Source organism: Streptomyces sp. sk2.1 (assembly GCF_008120935.1).
Classification (GTDB): domain Bacteria; phylum Actinomycetota; class Actinomycetes; order Streptomycetales; family Streptomycetaceae; genus Streptomyces.
On the sequence record NZ_RDBO01000004.1, the window covers coordinates 1 to 16,397 of the forward strand.

14 protein-coding genes and 2 pseudogenes are annotated in these 16,397 nt (G+C 72.1%); 10 read left to right on the plus strand and 6 right to left on the minus strand.

The window, feature by feature from the left end:
- Positions 1-275 precede the first annotated feature (275 nt).
- Together EAO76_RS00180 and EAO76_RS00185 are read right to left on the minus strand one after the other, a co-directional pair.
- Positions 276-764, minus strand: coding sequence for a pyridoxamine 5'-phosphate oxidase family protein (locus EAO76_RS00180; protein ID WP_148831946.1), 489 nt, complete (start codon positions 762-764; stop codon positions 276-278).
- Positions 765-795: 31 nt separating this feature from the next.
- The gene (locus tag EAO76_RS00185) at positions 796-2,247 is read right to left on the minus strand and encodes an MFS transporter (RefSeq protein ID WP_187438402.1); all 1,452 of its coding nucleotides are present in this window, start codon (positions 2,245-2,247) and stop codon (positions 796-798) included.
- Between the two features lie 236 nt (positions 2,248-2,483).
- Between EAO76_RS00185 and EAO76_RS00190 the strand changes: the two genes are divergently transcribed.
- Both EAO76_RS00190 and EAO76_RS00195 read left to right on the plus strand, forming a co-directional pair.
- Positions 2,484-3,407: a LysR family transcriptional regulator gene (locus tag EAO76_RS00190; RefSeq protein WP_148831950.1), complete on the plus strand. Its 924-nt coding sequence runs from the start codon at positions 2,484-2,486 to the stop codon at positions 3,405-3,407.
- A 442-nt stretch (positions 3,408-3,849) separates the two neighbouring features.
- Positions 3,850-5,418, plus strand: coding sequence for a helix-turn-helix transcriptional regulator (locus EAO76_RS00195; protein WP_148831953.1), 1,569 nt, complete (start codon positions 3,850-3,852; stop codon positions 5,416-5,418).
- Here the strand turns inward: EAO76_RS00195 and EAO76_RS00200 are convergent.
- From EAO76_RS00200 to mtnP, 4 genes are read right to left on the minus strand one after another with little or no spacing between them, the layout of a single operon-like run.
- Positions 5,390-5,779, minus strand: a complete 390-nt coding sequence (locus EAO76_RS00200; protein WP_148831956.1) for a hypothetical protein — start codon at positions 5,777-5,779, stop codon at positions 5,390-5,392. The genes EAO76_RS00195 and EAO76_RS00200 overlap by 29 nt on opposite strands.
- On the minus strand, positions 5,776-6,225 hold the full coding sequence (locus EAO76_RS00205) for a DUF1330 domain-containing protein (protein WP_148831959.1): 450 nt from the start codon (positions 6,223-6,225) through the stop codon (positions 5,776-5,778). Before EAO76_RS00205 ends, EAO76_RS00200 begins: the two co-directional genes overlap by 4 nt.
- On the minus strand, positions 6,222-7,682 hold the full coding sequence (locus tag EAO76_RS00210) for an MFS transporter (protein WP_148831962.1): 1,461 nt from the start codon (positions 7,680-7,682) through the stop codon (positions 6,222-6,224). The genes EAO76_RS00205 and EAO76_RS00210 overlap by 4 nt, the downstream gene beginning before the upstream one ends.
- Positions 7,675-8,580, minus strand: a complete 906-nt coding sequence (gene mtnP / locus EAO76_RS00215; protein ID WP_148831965.1) for an S-methyl-5'-thioadenosine phosphorylase — start codon at positions 8,578-8,580, stop codon at positions 7,675-7,677. Before mtnP ends, EAO76_RS00210 begins: the two co-directional genes overlap by 8 nt.
- Positions 8,581-8,806: 226 nt before the next feature.
- Between mtnP and EAO76_RS00220 the strand changes: the two genes are divergently transcribed.
- The 8 genes and pseudogenes from EAO76_RS00220 to EAO76_RS00255 form a co-directional block, all read left to right on the plus strand.
- Entirely contained in the window at positions 8,807-9,610 is an 804-nt protein-coding gene (locus EAO76_RS00220) for an SDR family NAD(P)-dependent oxidoreductase (protein ID WP_148831968.1), read from the plus strand.
- Positions 9,611-9,624: 14 nt separating this feature from the next.
- Entirely contained in the window at positions 9,625-11,055 is a 1,431-nt protein-coding gene (gene leuC, locus EAO76_RS00225; protein WP_148831971.1) for a 3-isopropylmalate dehydratase large subunit, read from the plus strand.
- Complete coding sequence (leuB, locus tag EAO76_RS00230; protein WP_148831974.1) at positions 11,052-12,161, plus strand: 3-isopropylmalate dehydrogenase; 1,110 nt, start codon at positions 11,052-11,054, stop codon at positions 12,159-12,161. Before leuC ends, leuB begins: the two co-directional genes overlap by 4 nt.
- Positions 12,158-13,096 (plus strand): annotated as a pseudogene (gene metK, locus EAO76_RS00235) (methionine adenosyltransferase); the annotation flags it as partial. The gene leuB and the pseudogene metK, both read left to right, overlap by 4 nt.
- Before the next feature lie 97 nt (positions 13,097-13,193).
- Positions 13,194-14,018: an S-adenosyl-l-methionine hydroxide adenosyltransferase family protein gene (locus tag EAO76_RS00240; protein WP_148831977.1), complete on the plus strand. Its 825-nt coding sequence runs from the start codon at positions 13,194-13,196 to the stop codon at positions 14,016-14,018.
- 76 nt (positions 14,019-14,094) lie between these two features.
- Positions 14,095-14,436, plus strand: a pseudogene (locus EAO76_RS00245) (vitamin B12 dependent-methionine synthase activation domain-containing protein); the annotation flags it as partial.
- A complete protein-coding gene (metF, locus tag EAO76_RS00250) occupies positions 14,433-15,389 on the plus strand; it encodes a methylenetetrahydrofolate reductase [NAD(P)H] (protein ID WP_148831981.1) in 957 nt (318 codons plus the stop codon). The pseudogene EAO76_RS00245 and the gene metF, both read left to right, overlap by 4 nt.
- The coding region (locus EAO76_RS00255) for an adenosylhomocysteinase (RefSeq protein WP_148831984.1) at positions 15,367-16,397 on the plus strand (1,031 nt) is incomplete at its 3' end. The genes metF and EAO76_RS00255, both read left to right, overlap by 23 nt.

Consider the following 16,397-nt stretch of genomic DNA (forward strand, 5'->3'; position numbering starts at 1 on the left):
GCGGGCTCTTCAACTACTCCATGGACCCGGACTTCTTCAAGGCGCTGACGAGCGACCCCGTTGCGCAGTCGGACGTTCGCGGGCTCTTCAACTACTCCATGGACCCGGACTTCTTCAAGGCGCTGACGAGCGACCCCGTTGCGCAGTCGGACGTTCGAGCGCGTCATGGGCCGACTCCCGTCACGAGGGAACAGGGCTCCACGAAAAGCCTAGGACCGTGCGCCCGCCCCGGCGACCTCGACGGGCTTTGCCGGGGCGGGCGGCACGGCGGGAGGTCAGTCCGTGCCCGGCTGCCAGATCGTGCTCCGCAGGTCCGAGCCGCGGACCAGCTGGATGCGCCGGGGATCGATGCGGATCACGTGGTACTCGGGATCGTCCGGGCCGCCCCGCCAGTAGTGGATCGGGTCGTAGCCCACGCCCGGTGGGCCGCCCCGGGTGCAGAGCTCCCAGGCGTGGCGCCGGTCGGCGTCGGTCCCGGCCCAGGTGGAGAGGGCGTCGACGTGGACGGTGTTCTGGCGGGGGTTCCAGTAGGAGTACGTCGTGTGCGGGCTGTGGGCCAGGTGCGCCGTCTTCACGGGCGTCCGGTACGCCGCCAGCCAGCCGACGGGCCGGCCGTCGACGACCTCCCAGACCGGGAGCAGGACCCGGGCGCGGGGCCGGTTCCTCCGGTCGACGGTGATCATCGTGGCGTACTTGATGTCGCGCACGTAGGTGAAGAAGGTGTCCTGGAGGTCGGCGAAGCTGTCGACCCGGGTGGCGGCCATACGGATGCTCCTTCGTGATGCGGGTGAGGTGTCAGCGGGAGGAAGGCAGTTCGGGGGCGGGGAGTCCGGACGCGCGGTCGTCGGCCGGCGGCTCGCTCCCGGCGACCGGCCGGTCGGCCCCGGCCCGGCGGGAGCGCACTCCGAAGCCGCTGATCAGCGCCGCGGCCAGGGCCGCGACCAGCGGCACCCAGAGCGCGGCCCGGTAGCCGTCGAGGAGCGCGGCCGGTGAATCCGACCCGGTGGCGGAGACGTTGACGGCCGCGGCGGCCGAGAGGCCGAGTGCCGCGCCGAACTGGAAGGAGGTGTAGAGCAGCCCGCCGGCCAGGCCCTGTTCCTCCTCGTCGACGCCTTCGGTGGCGACGATGGTGAGCGGGCCGTAGGTCAGGGCGAAGGCGAGGCCCAGCAGGAGCAGGCTCGGGAGCATGACCGGGTAGGTCCAGTCGGCGCCGACCGGCAGGAAGAGCCCGTACGACAGGGAGGCGAGGACCAGGCCGCCGAGGATCAGCCTGGCGTTGCCGAAGCGGTCGACCAGCCTGGGCACGAGGACCGGCGAGAGGATCGCGTCGATACCGATGACGATCATCGCGAAGCTGGTCTGGAGGGTGGACCAGCCGCGCAGTTCCTGGAGGTAGAGGACGACGAGGAACTGGAAGCCGAAGAAGCCCGCCGCGAAGAGCAGTCCGACGGCGTTGGCGCGCACCAGGGCGGTGTCGCGGAAGATGCCCGGACGGACCAGGGGGGCCGCCGAGCGGCGTTCGACCACGATGAACGCGGCGAGGGCGACGAGGCCCGCGCCGAGGGTGGCGAGGGTCTGGACGAGCGGGGCGTGACCGGCGCGCTCGACGCCGAGGACCAGGAGCATGATGGCCGCGGTGACGGCGAGGCCGCCGGCCAGGTCGAGGCTCCGACCGGTGCGGTCGGCCCGCGGCGCCCCGGGAACGAGGGCGAGCGCGGCGATCAGGATCAGGGCCGAGAGCACGACCGGGGCGAAGAACACCCAGCGCCAGTCGACCGAGGCGAGCAGACCGCCCACGACCAGGCCGATCGAGAAGCCGCCCGCCGCGGTGCCGGAGTAGAAGAGCAGCGCCTTGTTGCGCCGCGGGCCCTCCTCGAAGCCGGTGGTGATGATGGACAGGCCGGCCGGGGTCATGAAGGCCGCCGCGACACCGGTGACGAAACGGGCCGTGACCAGCATCCAGCCCTCCGTGGCGAGTCCGCCGAGTCCGGAGAAGACCAGGAAGACCGAGAGCCAGAGGACGAACATCCGGCGCCGCCCGAAGAGGTCGGCCGCCCGCCCGCCGACCAGCATGAAGCCGCCGTAGCCGAGGACGTACGCGCTCATGACCCACTGCAACGAGCCGGTGGACAGGCCGAGGTCGGCGCGGATGGCGGGCAGGGCCACGTTGAGCATGGCCACGTCGATGCCTTCGAGGAAGATCGCGCCGCACAGGACGAGCAGCACGCCCCAGTCACGGGCGCTCAGCGGGGCGGCCTCCGGTTGCCTCTGTGTTCGCATGCCGGTTCAACTCCTGGTTCACCTGAGGAAGAAGGAAGGGGGAAGGAATCGCCGCTGCGCCGACGGGCCTTCGGGCCTTCATGCCTTCGGGGCCTCGTCGGGCGGCTCGTCCACCATCCGCCGGGCTCGGGAACGGAACAACGGCGAAGATCTCAACGTTCGTTCAGCCAGGCTTACCGATCCGGTCCACCTGGGGGAATCCGATGGAGCACGACGAGGTCGAGTGCTTTCTGCTGCTCGCCGAGGAACTGCACTTCGGCCGCACCGCCGACCGGATGCGGCTCTCCCGCGCCCGGGTGAGCCAGCTGGTGCAGCGGCTCGAACGGCGCGTCGGGGCCCCGCTGTTCGTACGCACCAGCCGCCGCGTCGCCCTCACCTCGCTGGGCAGGCAGCTGCACGCGGACCTCGAACCGGCCCACCGCGCGATGCGGGCCGCCCTCGACCGCGCCGCCGCCACCGCGCGCGGCATCGACACCGTGCTGCACGTCGGGTTCTCCAACCCGCTGACCGGCGAGATCGTGATGAAGGTGACGGAGTCGCTGCGGGTCAGCCACCCCCAACTCGCCGTGGAGATCTGCGAGGTGCCGCTGTCCGATCCGTACGGGCAGCTGCGCAACGGCGAATTCGACGTCCAGCTCCAGGAGTTCCCGGTCCGCGAGGAGGACCTGGGCGGCGGCCCGCCGCTGATCACCGAGGAGCGCGTCCTCGCCGTGGCCTCGTCGCACCCCCTCGCCGCGCGCGACTCGGTGTCCATGGAGGACCTCGCCGACGTACCGCTGCTCACGGTCGAGGGCGAACTGCCGGACTACTGGCTGGAACACCACGTCCCCGCACGCACCCCGGCGGGCCGGCCGATCGGCCGGGGCCCCGCCGTGACCAACATGCAGGAGGCGTTGATGCTGGTCGCGGGTGGGAAGGGCGCCCTGCTCACCGCCGCGCACACGGCGACGTACCACGCACGGCCGGGGGTCGCCTACCTCCCCTTCGTCGACGCGGAACCGGTCGGGTACGGCCTGGTGTGGCGCACCGGCGACGCCACCGGCGCGGTGGAGGCCTTCGCCGGTGCGGCCCGCCGGGTGGCCCGGGAAGTGGCGCAGGGCGACCCGCGGATCACGACACGGGTCTGACGAGCGCCCCGATCGTCCGGTTCGGGCCGAAACGCACACCCGGCGCGGCGACTTGGCCCATCCGGTGAGCGAACCATGCCCGCCCACCGGTATCCGAATATCGTGGCGGCCGGTTATCGTGGCGGCGGACGGGAGAAAACTTCCCTGGCGCTCCGCCGCCCGATGCCCGGCACCGGACCCGGCGCCCGGTATGGCCGAGACCAGGGGCATACGGTGCAATGTTTCGGCCAAGGCTGATCTTGCCGGGTGACCGCGATGGGCCTTATATCCCTCCGCCCCTCCCCCTCCTTTTCGAAATCACGGACGGCAAAGTCGCCATATCATCCCTTTTCGGTCACCTTGCCCAATGGCCTGAATCCATGGCTTCCGGGGGTGAGTATCTGGTGCCGGAAGAAGGTCGGAATTAACGTGACAGGGGCACCGGCATGAGGGGGAAACGGGCATGACTGGCAAGGGGGAGGGGAATTTCGAGAAACTCTCGAATTCGCCACCCTTCGACATCTCCTCGCTGAGCGACATACTTTATCTCATCAATTCCCGGGACCTGCCGGGAACGGAATCCGAACCTCCTGCGGAACTCGACGGGGCCCGGATCAGTTTCATCCGCGGACGCAGTCGCCTCGCGCTGCGTTCGATCGACGCCATGCTGCGCGACATGGATCCGTCGGACCGCGGATACCTCGACATCGTCGCCCTCCGGCTCCTGATCGTGGCGATGACCGGGGAGGACGCCGAATCCCTGATCGCCGAGGCCGGCAAGTCGTACCAGACCGGTTCCACGGCCCTGGACGTCATGACACTCTGTCTGAAGGCGAACAAGTGCTGGTACACGGGAGACCTCATCCAGGGGCTCTGGCTGAATCAGGTCGCGGTCGAGCAGGCCCGTGACGCCGCTCCGATCTGGAAGTTCTACGCGAATTTCCTACTCGCGAAACGGCTCATCGACATCCACGTCCCGTATCAGGCGGACCGGATCATCCAGGAGACACGGGAAATCGCCCGCAGCGCGGGCCTCTTCGTGTTCGGCCCGATGCCCGAGGCCCTGGAGGCGGTGCGGCACTGGCAGGAGGGGCGGCTGGACGAGGCCGAGCGGGCCGCCCAGCTCACCATCCGGCTCAGTCGGCAGTACACCTCGACCTTCGGGGTCAAGATGGCGTTGTCGGTCCTGGCGATGGTGAGCCTGGGCCGTGCGGACTGGGCGAAGACCGCGGAGTACCTGGAGGTCTCCCGCACCAGACCCGAGCTGTACGGCATGCCGGACTCCGTCGGGCGCGCCGAGTGCGGGGAGGTGGCCCTGGCCCACGCCCGGTCGGGACCGCGCGCCGCGGCCGAGCAGATCCGGGCGCGCTGGGACCTGCTGGGCACCGGCTCGGGGTTCTTCGTCGAGGACCCCGCCCGCCCGGCGTGGCTGATCTCCGTCGCCGTGCGGGCGGGTGACGTCGAGCTCGGCCGACGGCTGCTGGGGGAGATCGAGCACCTGGTCGAGATCAATCCCGGCGTGGCCGTGCTGAGGACGGCGGCGGACAGTGCGCGTGCGGCGATGGCGGGGGACCGGCTGGAGCTGTCGACGGTGCTGCCGCCCGCCCACCCGGCGGCGGCACCGGCACCGGCTTCCTTCCGGGACGGACCGGGCGGACGGAGCGGACCGGGCGGGCCGGGTCGGCAGGACGGGCAGGGCATGCCGGACGTGCCGGACGTGCGGCGGACCGACCCGGAACGGGCGGGCACCGACGCCGTGGCGAGCGCGTCGGACGCGTCGGCCCTCGTCGCCCGGCTCACCCGCCGGGAGCTCGAAATCGCCCGGCTCGTGGGACGGGGCATGACCAATCAGGGGGCCGCGCAGCGACTCGGGCTCTCCCCGCACACGGTGAGCTTCCATCTCCGCAACGTCTTCAGGAAGCTCTCGATCTCGACGCGGGTCAGACTGAGCACGATCATGTTGCAGGCCGAGCCCGACCTGCCGGGCGGCACGGCCGCGGTCCCTAACCGACGCCATGACAACCGGCGTTGAGCCGGATCGTCCCCCAGCTCCGGGCCAGGGACCGCAGCGCCTCCGAGGACCGGTCGAGCGGACCGCGGTGGATGCTGTGCGGTTCGGCCCCGGCCAGGAGCTCGCAGGAGGCGGCGAGGTCGTCGAAGGCCCGCACCAGCGGCCCCGCCAGCGCCCGGAACGCGGCCTGGTCGACGACGAGTTCCAGGTCGTCCTCGGCGCACAGCGCTCCCAGGAGGGCCCGCGCCTCCCGGGCGAGGGCCTCGGCGCGCCCGGCGGCGCCCGCCGCGCTCCCGGCGGTGTTCTCTGCGTTCCCGGCGGCGCCCACTGCGTTTCCGATGTTCCCGGTGTTCCCGGCGGTGTTCTCTGCGGCGTCATTCACGGAGCGACACTTTTCAGTAGTGGCCTGAGGTCTTCCAGGCGGTCGAACAGATGCCAGACGTACGCGGCCGTTCCCCCGACCCGGTGCGGATGCAGATCCGCCAGGGCGGGGTCGTCCAGATAGCCCCGGAAGGCCCTCTCCGACTCCCACTCGACGAGGATCAGCACCTGTCGGGGCGCGATGTCCCCCCGCACCACGCCGCGCAGCCGCCCCAGCGCCACGACCCGGCCGCCGTGCCGGGCGACCGCCGCGGGCGACCGCCTGGCGTACGCCAGATACTCCTCCCGGTCGGCCAGGTCGAAGAGGTTCAGGGCGTAGACGGGGCCGGTGCCGTCGCTCCCGCCGCGTCCGATACCGCTGCCCCCGGCACCGCCGCGCCCGGTCCCGTCGTGTCCGGTCCCGTCGTGTCCGGTCCCGTCGTGTCCGGTCCCGTCGTGTCCGGTCATGACAGCCTCCGGGGCAGCCGCAGTCCGAGGAGCAACGTCCCCACGCCCATCACGATCTGCACGGTCAGCGCCGTCAGCAGTGCGTCACGCATCCCCGCCCCGGGCACGAGCCCCAGGAACAGCGATCCGAGCGTGGCCGCGCCCAGGGCGAGCATCGACTGCTGAGCGGTGATCATCACGCCGCTCCCCACGCCCGCCATGGCGTTCGGCACGTCGGACAGCACCACGCGGAAGACCACCGGCATCACCAGTCCCTGGCCGAACCCGGCGATCGCCATCCCCGGCGCCAGCTCCAGCACCCCGAGGCCGGGCCAGCCGGACCGGACCGCCACGGCGACCAGCACGAGTCCGACGATCTGGACCGCGGCACCGCCCGCGGCGACCCGTCCCCCGAACCGGGCGACCAGGGAGGGGCCGACGAGCGAGGCGGCGAAGAAGGCGAGCGCCATCGGCGCCAGCGCGATCCCCGCAGTCACCGGGCCGAAGTCCAGCCCCGTCTGGAGCGCGACCGCGACGCAGAACATGAACCCGCCGAACCCGATGGAGAACGTGGGCACCATCGCCAGCCCGCGCCGCATGCTGCGCACGCCCACCAGGGACGGCGGCAGCAGGGGCACCCGGCCGGCCCGGTCGGCGCGGTACTCGACCGCGACGAACGCCGCCGCGGCCGGCCCGGTGACCACCAGCAGGGTCCAGGCCCACCAGGGCCAGCCCGCCGCCCGCCCCTCCGTCAACGGCAGCAGCAGGCACCCCAGGGCGAGCGCGAGCAGCAGCGTGCCCGGCAGGTCCACCGGGTGCGGCCGGTCCGAGCGGGTCTCCGGCACGGTCCGCAGGGCCGTCCCCAGGCCGAGGAGCACCACGGGCACGTTGACCAGGAAGACCGCCCGCCACCCCGTGCCGCCGATGTCCGCGGCGACCAGCACGCCGCCGAGGACCTGCCCGGCCACCATGGAGAGCCCGGTGGTGGCGCCGTACAGACCGATGGCCCGGCCGCGCCGCGCCCCCTCGGTGGTCGCCTGGATGGTGGCCAGCACCTGCGGCAGCAGCAGCGACGCCGCCGCGCCCTGGGCCACCCGGGCGATCACCAGGGTCCACGCGTCGGTGGCCAGGCCGCAGACCAGCGAGGTCAGGCCGAAGGCCGCCATGCCCCACAGGAACAGCCGCCGGCGGCCGAACCGGTCGCCGAGGCGACCGCACAGCACCAGCAGCACCGCGTGGGCCACCCCGTACCCGGCCACGACCAGTTCGAGCATGGTCTCGGTGGTGCGCAGGTCCCGTTCCATCGACGGGAGCGCCACGTTGACGATGTAGTAGTCGAGCAGCGGCAGCGACGCCCCGATGAGCAGGGTGAACAGCCCCGCCCCGGTGAGCCCGGGGCCCGCCCCGGCAGCCGGCGCGCGACCGGGGGCCGCGGCGACGGCCACCGGCTCGCCGCCGCGGCCCGCGCGCTCACTCATCGTCCGCCGCCACCAGCCACGCCGTCCCGGCGTCGGCGGCGAGCGCGGCGACACCGCCCGCGGTGAGCACCGACGTCTCCAGCACGGTCCGGCAGGCGCAGTCGTCCGCCTCGGCCAGCCGTTTGACCAGCTCGGCCACGGCGGCCTGGGCGGTGGCCGAATTGCGCCGCATGACCTCGCCCACCGCCTCCGCGGTGACCGACTCGTCGCCGTTCTCGCGCCAGCAGTCGTAGTCCGTCACCAGGGCCAGACCCGCGTAGCACAGCTGCGCCTCACGGGCCAGGGACGCCTCCGGCAGGGCGGTCATCCCGATGATGTCCATGCCCCAGGACCGGAAGAGGTTCGACTCCGCGCGGGAGGAGAACCGCGGCCCCTCCACGCAGCAGTAGGTCCCCTTCTCGTGCACGACCGCGGCCGACGAGCCGTGCACGGCCGCGACCGCGAGGCGGCGCAGCGAGGCGCAGTAGGGGTCGGCGAACGGCACGTGCCCGACCAGGCCGCCGCCCAGGAAGGTGGCGGGCCGCACCCCCCGGGTCCGGTCGACGATCTGGTCGGGGACCACGATGTCCCCCGGGGCGTGGTCCTCGCGGAGGCTGCCGACCGCGCTGACGCTGAGAATCCTCCGCACGCCCAGGGACTTCAGCGCGTAGATGTTGGCCCGGTAGGGCACCTCGCCGGGCAGCAGCCGGTGCCCCCGGCCGTGCCGGGCCACGAAGGCGACGGTCCGGCCGCCGAGGGTGCCGCTGATCACCGGGCTGCTCGGCTCCCCGTAGGGGGTGGCGACCCGTGTCTCGCGCACGTCCTCCAGGCCGTCCAGGTCGTACAGCCCGCTTCCCCCGATGACTCCGAGTTCCGCCCGGACGGAACCGTCTTCCTGCTGACTTTCCCGAGAGGACATCGACAACCCTTCGTTGCGTGAGCCGTGGCCACGAACCGCGTTCTCGTCAGTACTCCCAGGAGTACGGCGGTTCGACGCGGACGGGCATCCGACGGGGGGCCCACGCCCTGCGACGAAAGTGGTAGCCGCCGGCGCCGGTCCGCCCCGCGCGGCTGTCCGGTCCGTGACCCCGTTGTCCCCTGTCTCCACATGTGGCGCGCGGGGCGCGGGCCATACCGTCCCCGGCATGGATGAAACCCAGAGCACAGGAGTGGCACGGGGGCCGGTCGCCGTGGTCACCGGAGCGCGGCGCGGCATAGGCCGCCACATCGCGGAGACGCTCGCGGCCGAGGGGTACGACCTGGCCCTGATCGACGTGACCCCGGCCGACGAGACGGAGAAGGCCGTCGGGGCGGCCGGCCGGCGGGTCGTCTCCCTGGTCGGCGACGTGTCCCGGGAACAGGACGTCGTGGGCCTGGCGGAGCGGGTGCACGAATCCTTCGGGCGGGTGGACGTCCTGGTGAACAACGCCGGGGTCAATCTGATCACGCCGACGGAGGAGCTGACGGGCGAGGACTGGAACCGGGTCCTCGGGGTCAACCTCACCGGAACGTTCCTGTGCAGCCGCGAGTTCGGCCGCCGGATGCTGGCGCGGCGCCGCGGCGGCATCGTCAACATCTCCTCCCTGCTGGGGCTGCAGGGCGCCCCCGACCGCGCGTCGTACGCCGTCAGCAAGCACGGCGTCATCGGCCTGACCCGCAGCCTGGCGGTGGAGTGGGGCGCCCGGGGCGTACGGGTCAACGCCGTGTGTCCCGGCTACGTCAACACCGACATGAACGCGACCAACCAGGCCCGGGGCTTCTACACGGCCGAGGACATCACCGAGCGCTCGCCCCTGGGGAGGTTCGCCGAACCCGAGGACGTCGCCCAGGCGGTCGTGTTCCTCGCCGACGAGCGCCGCAGCGGCTACGTCAACGGGGCCGCGCTGAGCGTGGACGGCGGCTGGACCGCGGACGCCAGCTGGCGCGGCCTCCTGCTGAGCAAGCGCTGAGGGGGGAGGGCGTCTTGGCACTGACACTCGCGGAGAAGCTCTGGCGCCGCCACGTCGTGGACACCACGGACGGCGGCCCCGACCTCCTCTTCATCGATCTGCACCTGATGCACGAGATGACCAGCCCGCAGGCCTTCGACGGGCTGCGGGCGGCGGGACGGCGCCCGCGCCGCCCCGACCTGACCCTCGCGACCGAGGACCACAACGTACCGACCGACGCCACGGAATCCGGGCTGCTCTCCATCACCGAACCGATCGCCCGCACCCAGGTGGAGCAACTGCGCGTCAACTGCGCCGAGTTCGGAGTTCCGCTGTTCAGGCTCGGCGACGCCGAGCAGGGCATCGTCCATGTCATCGGACCCGAACTCGGCCTGACCCAGCCGGGGATGACCATCGTCTGCGGGGACAGCCACACCAGCACGCACGGCGCGTTCGGGGCGCTCGCCTTCGGCATCGGCACCAGCGAGGTCGAGCACGTCCTGACGACCCAGACCCTGCCGGTCGCCCGGCCGCGCACCATGGCGGTCACCGTGAACGGCACCCTGCCGCCGGACGTCACCGCGAAGGACCTGATCCTCGCCGTCATCGCGCGGATCGGCACGGGCGGCGGCCAGGGCCATGTCATCGAGTACCGGGGCGAGGCGGTGCGGGCCCTGTCCATGGAGGCCCGGATGACGCTGTGCAACATGTCCATCGAGGCCGGTGCGCGGGCGGGCCTCGTCGCGCCCGACCGCACCACCTTCGACTACCTGCGCGGACGGCGCTTCGCGCCCGACGGCGCCGACTGGGACGCGGCGGTCGCCGAGTGGTCCGGGCTGCGCAGCGACGACGGCGCCGAGTTCGACACCGAGGTCGTCATCGACGGATCCTCGCTCGCCCCGTACGTCACCTGGGGCACCAACCCGGGCCAGGCGGCCCCCCTGTCCTCGTCCGTGCCCGACCCGGAGTCCTTCCCGGACCCGGCGTCGCACGCCGCCGCCGCGTCCGCGCTCGCCTACATGGGGCTCGACGCGGGCACGCCGCTGCGGGAGGTCGCCGTCGACACCGTCTTCGTGGGCTCCTGCACCAACGGCCGGATCGAGGACCTGCGGGCCGCCGCGTCCGTGCTGCGCGGCCGCCGGGTCGTGCCGGGGGTGCGCATGCTCGTGGTGCCGGGCTCGACCGCGGTACGGGAGCAGGCGCGGCGGGAGGGGCTCGACGCCGTCTTCGTCGCGGCCGGGGCCGAGTGGCGCTCGGCGGGCTGCTCCATGTGCATCGGCGTCAACCCGGACCGGCTGGCCCCGGGCGGCCGCAGCGCCTCGACGTCCAACCGCAACTTCGAGGGCCGCCAGGGCGACGGCGCGCGCACCCACCTGGTGTCGCCCGCCGTCGCCGCGGCCACCGCGGTGCTGGGCTCCCTGGCCGCCCCGGCGGACCTCCCCCCGGTGATCGGGGCCGGGACATGACGTACCGGATCGCGGTGCTGCCGGGCGACGGAATCGGCCCGGAGATCATGCCGGCGGCCAAACGGGTCCTCGCCGAGGTCGGCGACTTCGAGTTCCACGAGTACGCGATCGGCGCCGTCGCGCTGAACGCGTACGGTCTGCCGCTGCCGGAACACACCCTCGACGGGTGCCGCCGGTCCGACGCCGTGCTGCTGGGCGCGGTCGGCACCGGCGTGCAGCCCACCGACCCCGCGACGCCGCGCGCCGAACAGGGACTGCTCGAACTGCGGGCCGGACTGGGCCTGTTCGCGAACCTCCGCCCCGTCCGCCCGCTGCGGGCGCTGCACGCGGCGAGCCCGCTGCGGAGCGAGTACGTCGAGGGCGTGGACCTGCTGGTCGTCCGGGAACTGACCGGCGGGCTCTACTTCGGCGACCGCGGCAGGGAGGGGTCCGGGGACGGCCAACGCGCCCATGACACCTGCCAGTACACCGCGGCGGAGATCGAGCGCGTGGCCCGGGTCGCGTTCGAACTGGCGCTGCGCCGGTCCCGTGCCCGTGCCCGGCCGCCCCGGCTGGCCTCGGTGGACAAGGCCAACGCCCTGGAGACGTCCCGCCTCTGGCGCGAGGTGGTGACCCGGGTCGCCGAGCGGGACCACCCCGGCGTGGAGGTGGAGCACGTCCTGGTGGACACGGCCGCGATGCGCCTGGTGACCGAGCCCGCCCGGTTCGACGTGCTGCTGACGGAGAACATGTTCGGCGACATCCTCAGCGACGAGGCGGCGGCGCTCGCCGGCTCGCTCGGCCTGCTGGCCAGCGCCTCGCTGCCGGCCCTGCCGCGGCCGGGCCGACCCGCCCGGGGTTCCCTGTTCGAGCCGGTGCACGGTTCCGCCCCGGACATCGCGGGCAGGGGGATCGCCAGCCCGCTCGGCATGATCCTCTCCGCCGCGCTGCTGCTGCGCCACGGGCTCGGCCTGGAGCAGGAGGCCAACGCCGTCGAGGAGGCCGTCGAGCGCGCGGTCGAAGCCGGGCTGCGCACGCGCGACCTCGGCGGGACCGACGACACCGAGGCGGCGACCCGCGCCGTCCTGTCCGCACTGTCCGACTCCCCCGGCAGGAGAACCCGATGACCCGTCGCCTCTTCACCTCGGAGTCCGTGACCGAGGGCCACCCCGACAAGATCGCCGACCAGATCAGCGACACCGTTCTCGACGCGCTGCTGCGCGAGGACCCCGCGTCCCGGGTCGCCGTCGAGACGATGGTCACCACCGGCCTGGTGCACCTCGCCGGCGAGGTGACCACCACGGCGCACGTGCCGATCGCCCGGCTCGTGCGCGACCGCATCCTCGAAATCGGCTACGACTCCTCCGAGAAGGGCTTCGACGGCGCCTCCTGCGGCGTCTCGGTGTCCATCGGCGCGCAGTCGCCCGACATCGCCCGGGGCGTCGACACCGGCGGCGCGGGCGACCAGGGCCTGATGTTCGGGTACGCGTGCGAGGAGACGCCCGAACTGATGCCGCTTCCCATCCAGCTCGCGCACCGCCTGTCGTACCGCCTGTCCCGGGTCCGCGGGGACGGGACGATGCCCTACCTGGCCCCGGACGGCAAGACGCAGGTCACCATCGAGTACGACGGCGACAGGCCCGCGCGCCTGGACACCGTCGTGGTCTCCACGCAGCACGCCGGCGACATCGACCTCGACTCGCTGCTCGCACCCGACGTCCGCGAGTTCGTCGTGGAGCACGTGCTGGCCGAACTCGCCGACAGCGGCATCAAGCTGGAGACCGAGGGCTACCGGCTGCTGGTCAACCCGACCGGGCGTTTCGAGATCGGCGGCCCGATGGGCGACGCCGGTCTGACCGGCCGGAAGATCATCATCGACACCTACGGCGGCATGGCCCGGCACGGCGGCGGCGCCTTCTCCGGCAAGGACCCGTCGAAGGTGGACCGCTCGGCCGCGTACGCGATGCGCTGGGTCGCCAAGAACGTCGTCGCGGCCGGCCTGGCCGCCCGTTGCGAGGTCCAGGTCGCGTACGCGATCGGCAAGGCCGAGCCGGTCGGCCTGCAGCCGACGAGACGCTCCGCCCGTTCACGAATACTCGTCATCAGCAAACGGAATGGGTCCGCGCCGCGGACCCGCCCCATCATCCGGAGGACATGTCATGCCCAGGCCGCTCATCGCATTCCTCTCCGACATCGGCTCGCACGACGAGGCCCACTCGCTCTGCAAGGGCCTGATCCACTCCGTCGCCCCCGAGGCGACGATCACCGACATCACGCACCAGGTCACGCCGTTCGACGTCCGCGAGGGCTCCCTCTACCTCGCCGACGTGCCGGACTCGTACCCGGCCTGGACGATCATCACGGCATACGTCTATCCCGAGACCGGCACGAGCACGCGCACCATCGTGGTGCGCAACCAGAAGGGGCAGCTGCTCGTCGCCCCCAACAACGGGCTGCTCACCCACGCCCTGGCCGACATCCCCGCCGTCGAGGCCTGGGAGGTGACGTCCCCGTACGTCATGAAGCAGCCGGTGACCCCCACCTGGTACGGCAAGGACGTGGTCGCCGCGGCGGCGGCCCACCTGGCCGCGGGCACCGCGCCGGAGTCGGTGGGCCCGGCGCTGCCGCTGGACGACATCGTGCTCCTGCCCCACGGGAAGGCCGCCGCACTGCCCGGCGGCGGCGGCGCCGAGGGCGAGATCACCCGCATCGACAAGGCGTTCGGCAACGTCTGGACCAACGTCAACGTGAGCCTGATCGCGCCCGTGGACGAGCTCGTCGGCCGCACCCTGCGCGTCGAGCTCGACGACGCGCAGGTCGACCTGCCGTTCCACCCGACCTTCGGCGAGGTCGCCGTCGGCGAGCCGCTGGCCTACGTCAACAGCCGGGGCACGCTGGCCTTCGGCCGGAACCAGGACAGCTTCCTCGCCAAGTGGCAGGTGGCCCCCGGCAGCCGGTTCTCGGTGCGGGTCGTGGAGTCCTGAGGCTCCCCCGCGCCGACCGCGTCGTACCGACGCACCGCCTCCGACACCGCTCCCCCCGGTGTCGGRGGCGGTGCGTCGGTACTACCTCGAACTCCACGGACTGTCCGTCCAGCTCGCCGAAGCCCTCGCCGAGTACTGGCACGCCCGCGTCCGCGCCGAACTCGGCTTCGGCGGCGAGGACCCCGACGACGTCGAGGACATGTTCGCGCTGAAGTACCGCGGCGCGCGCTTCTCCCTGGGCTACGGCGCCTGCCCCGATCTGGAGGACCGGGCGAAGATCGCCGAACTGCTCCGGCCCGAGCGGATCGGGGTGCACCTCTCCGAGGAGTTCCAGCTGCACCCCGAGCAGTCCACCGACGCGATCGTCATCCACCACCCCGAGGCCGGATACTTCAACGCGGGAGGCCGTCGGCCATGACCACACTGCCCGAACTCCTGGCGAGCGGTACGCCCTCGTTCTCCTTCGAGTTCTTCCCGCCGAGGACGGCGGCCGGCACCCGCACGCTGTGGGAGGCGATCCGCCGGATCGAGGCCCTGTCCCCGACGTTCGTCTCGGTCACCTACGGTGCGGGCGGCACGTCCCGGGACCGCACCGTCGAGGTCACCAAGCGCATCGCCGCCGAAACCACACTCCGGCCGGTCGCGCACCTGACGGCGGTCGGCCACTCCACCGCCGAACTGCGCCACATCATCGGCCAGTACGCGGACGCGGGCGTGCGCGACGTGCTCGCCCTGCGCGGCGACCCACCGGGCGACCCCTCCGCCCCCTGGGTCCCGCACCCGGAGGGCTTCACCCACGCCCATGAACTCGTCTCGCTGGTACGCCGGTCGGGCGACTTCAGTGTGGGTGTGGCCGCCTTCCCCGAACGGCATCCGCGCTCGGCGGACTGGGCGGACGACATCCGGCACTTCGTCGCCAAGTGCCGCGCGGGCGCCGACTACGCCATCACCCAGATGTTCTTCCGGGTCGAGGACTACCTGCGTCTGCGGGACCGGGTCGCCGCCGCGGGCTGCGACACACCGATCATTCCCGAGATCATGCCGGCGACCGACGTACGGCAGATCGGCCGCTTCGCCGAACTCAGCAACGCCACCTTCCCCGACGACCTCGCCCGGCGCCTGGACGCCGCCCGCGACAACCCGGCCGACGGCCACCGCATCGGTGTCGAGTACGCCACCGGCATGGCGGACCGCCTGCTCGCCGAAGGTGCTCCTGGACTGCACTACATCACGCTCAACCGGTCCACCGCGACGCTGGAGATCCACCGGAACATTCAGAGCACCCGCGACACCCGTACTGCCCGGAACACCCGGAGCACTCAGAGCATCCAGAGCACAAGGAGCGCACATGCCCTCGCAGCCGCCCGCTGACTTCACGGACTTCAAGGTCGCGGACCTCTCCCTGGCCGAGTTCGGCCGCAAGGAGATCACCCTGGCCGAGCACGAGATGCCCGGTCTGATGTCGATCCGCAAGGAGTACGCCGCCGCGCAGCCGCTGGCCGGTGCCCGTATCACCGGTTCGCTGCACATGACCGTGCAGACGGCCGTGCTGATCGAGACCCTGGTCGCGCTCGGCGCCGAGGTCCGCTGGGTGTCCTGCAACATCTTCTCCACCCAGGACCACGCCGCCGCGGCCATCGCCACCGCCGGCATCCCGGTCTTCGCCTGGAAGGGCGAGACACTGGAGGAGTACTGGTGGTGCACCGAGCAGGCCCTCACATGGCCGGGTCACACGGGCCCGAACATGATCCTCGACGACGGTGGTGACGCCACCCTCCTGGTCCACAAGGGCGTCGAGTTCGAGAAGGCCGGTACTGTCCCGGACCCGTCGACCGCGGACAACGACGAACTCAGTGTCGTGCTGGAACTCCTGGGCCGCTCCACCCTCGACTGGACGCAGCTGGCGTCGGAGATCCGTGGTGTCACCGAGGAGACCACGACCGGTGTGCACCGGCTGTACGAGATGCACCGCGACGGCACGCTCCTGTTCCCGGCGATCAACGTCAACGACGCGGTCACCAAGTCCAAGTTCGACAACAAGTACGGCTGCCGTCACTCGCTGATCGACGGCATCAACCGCGCCACCGACGTCCTGATCGGCGGCAAGACGGCGGTCGTCTGCGGCTACGGGGACGTGGGCAAGGGCTGCGCGGAGTCGCTGCGCGGTCAGGGTGCCCGGGTGATCGTGACGGAGATCGACCCGATCTGCGCGCTGCAGGCGGCGATGGACGGTTACCAGGTCGCCACCCTGGACGACGTGGTCGGCCAGGCCGACATCTTCGTSACCACGACGGGCAACAAGGACATCATCATGGCCGCCGACATGGCCAGGATGAAGCACCAGGCCATCGTGGGGAACATCGGCCACTTCGACAACGA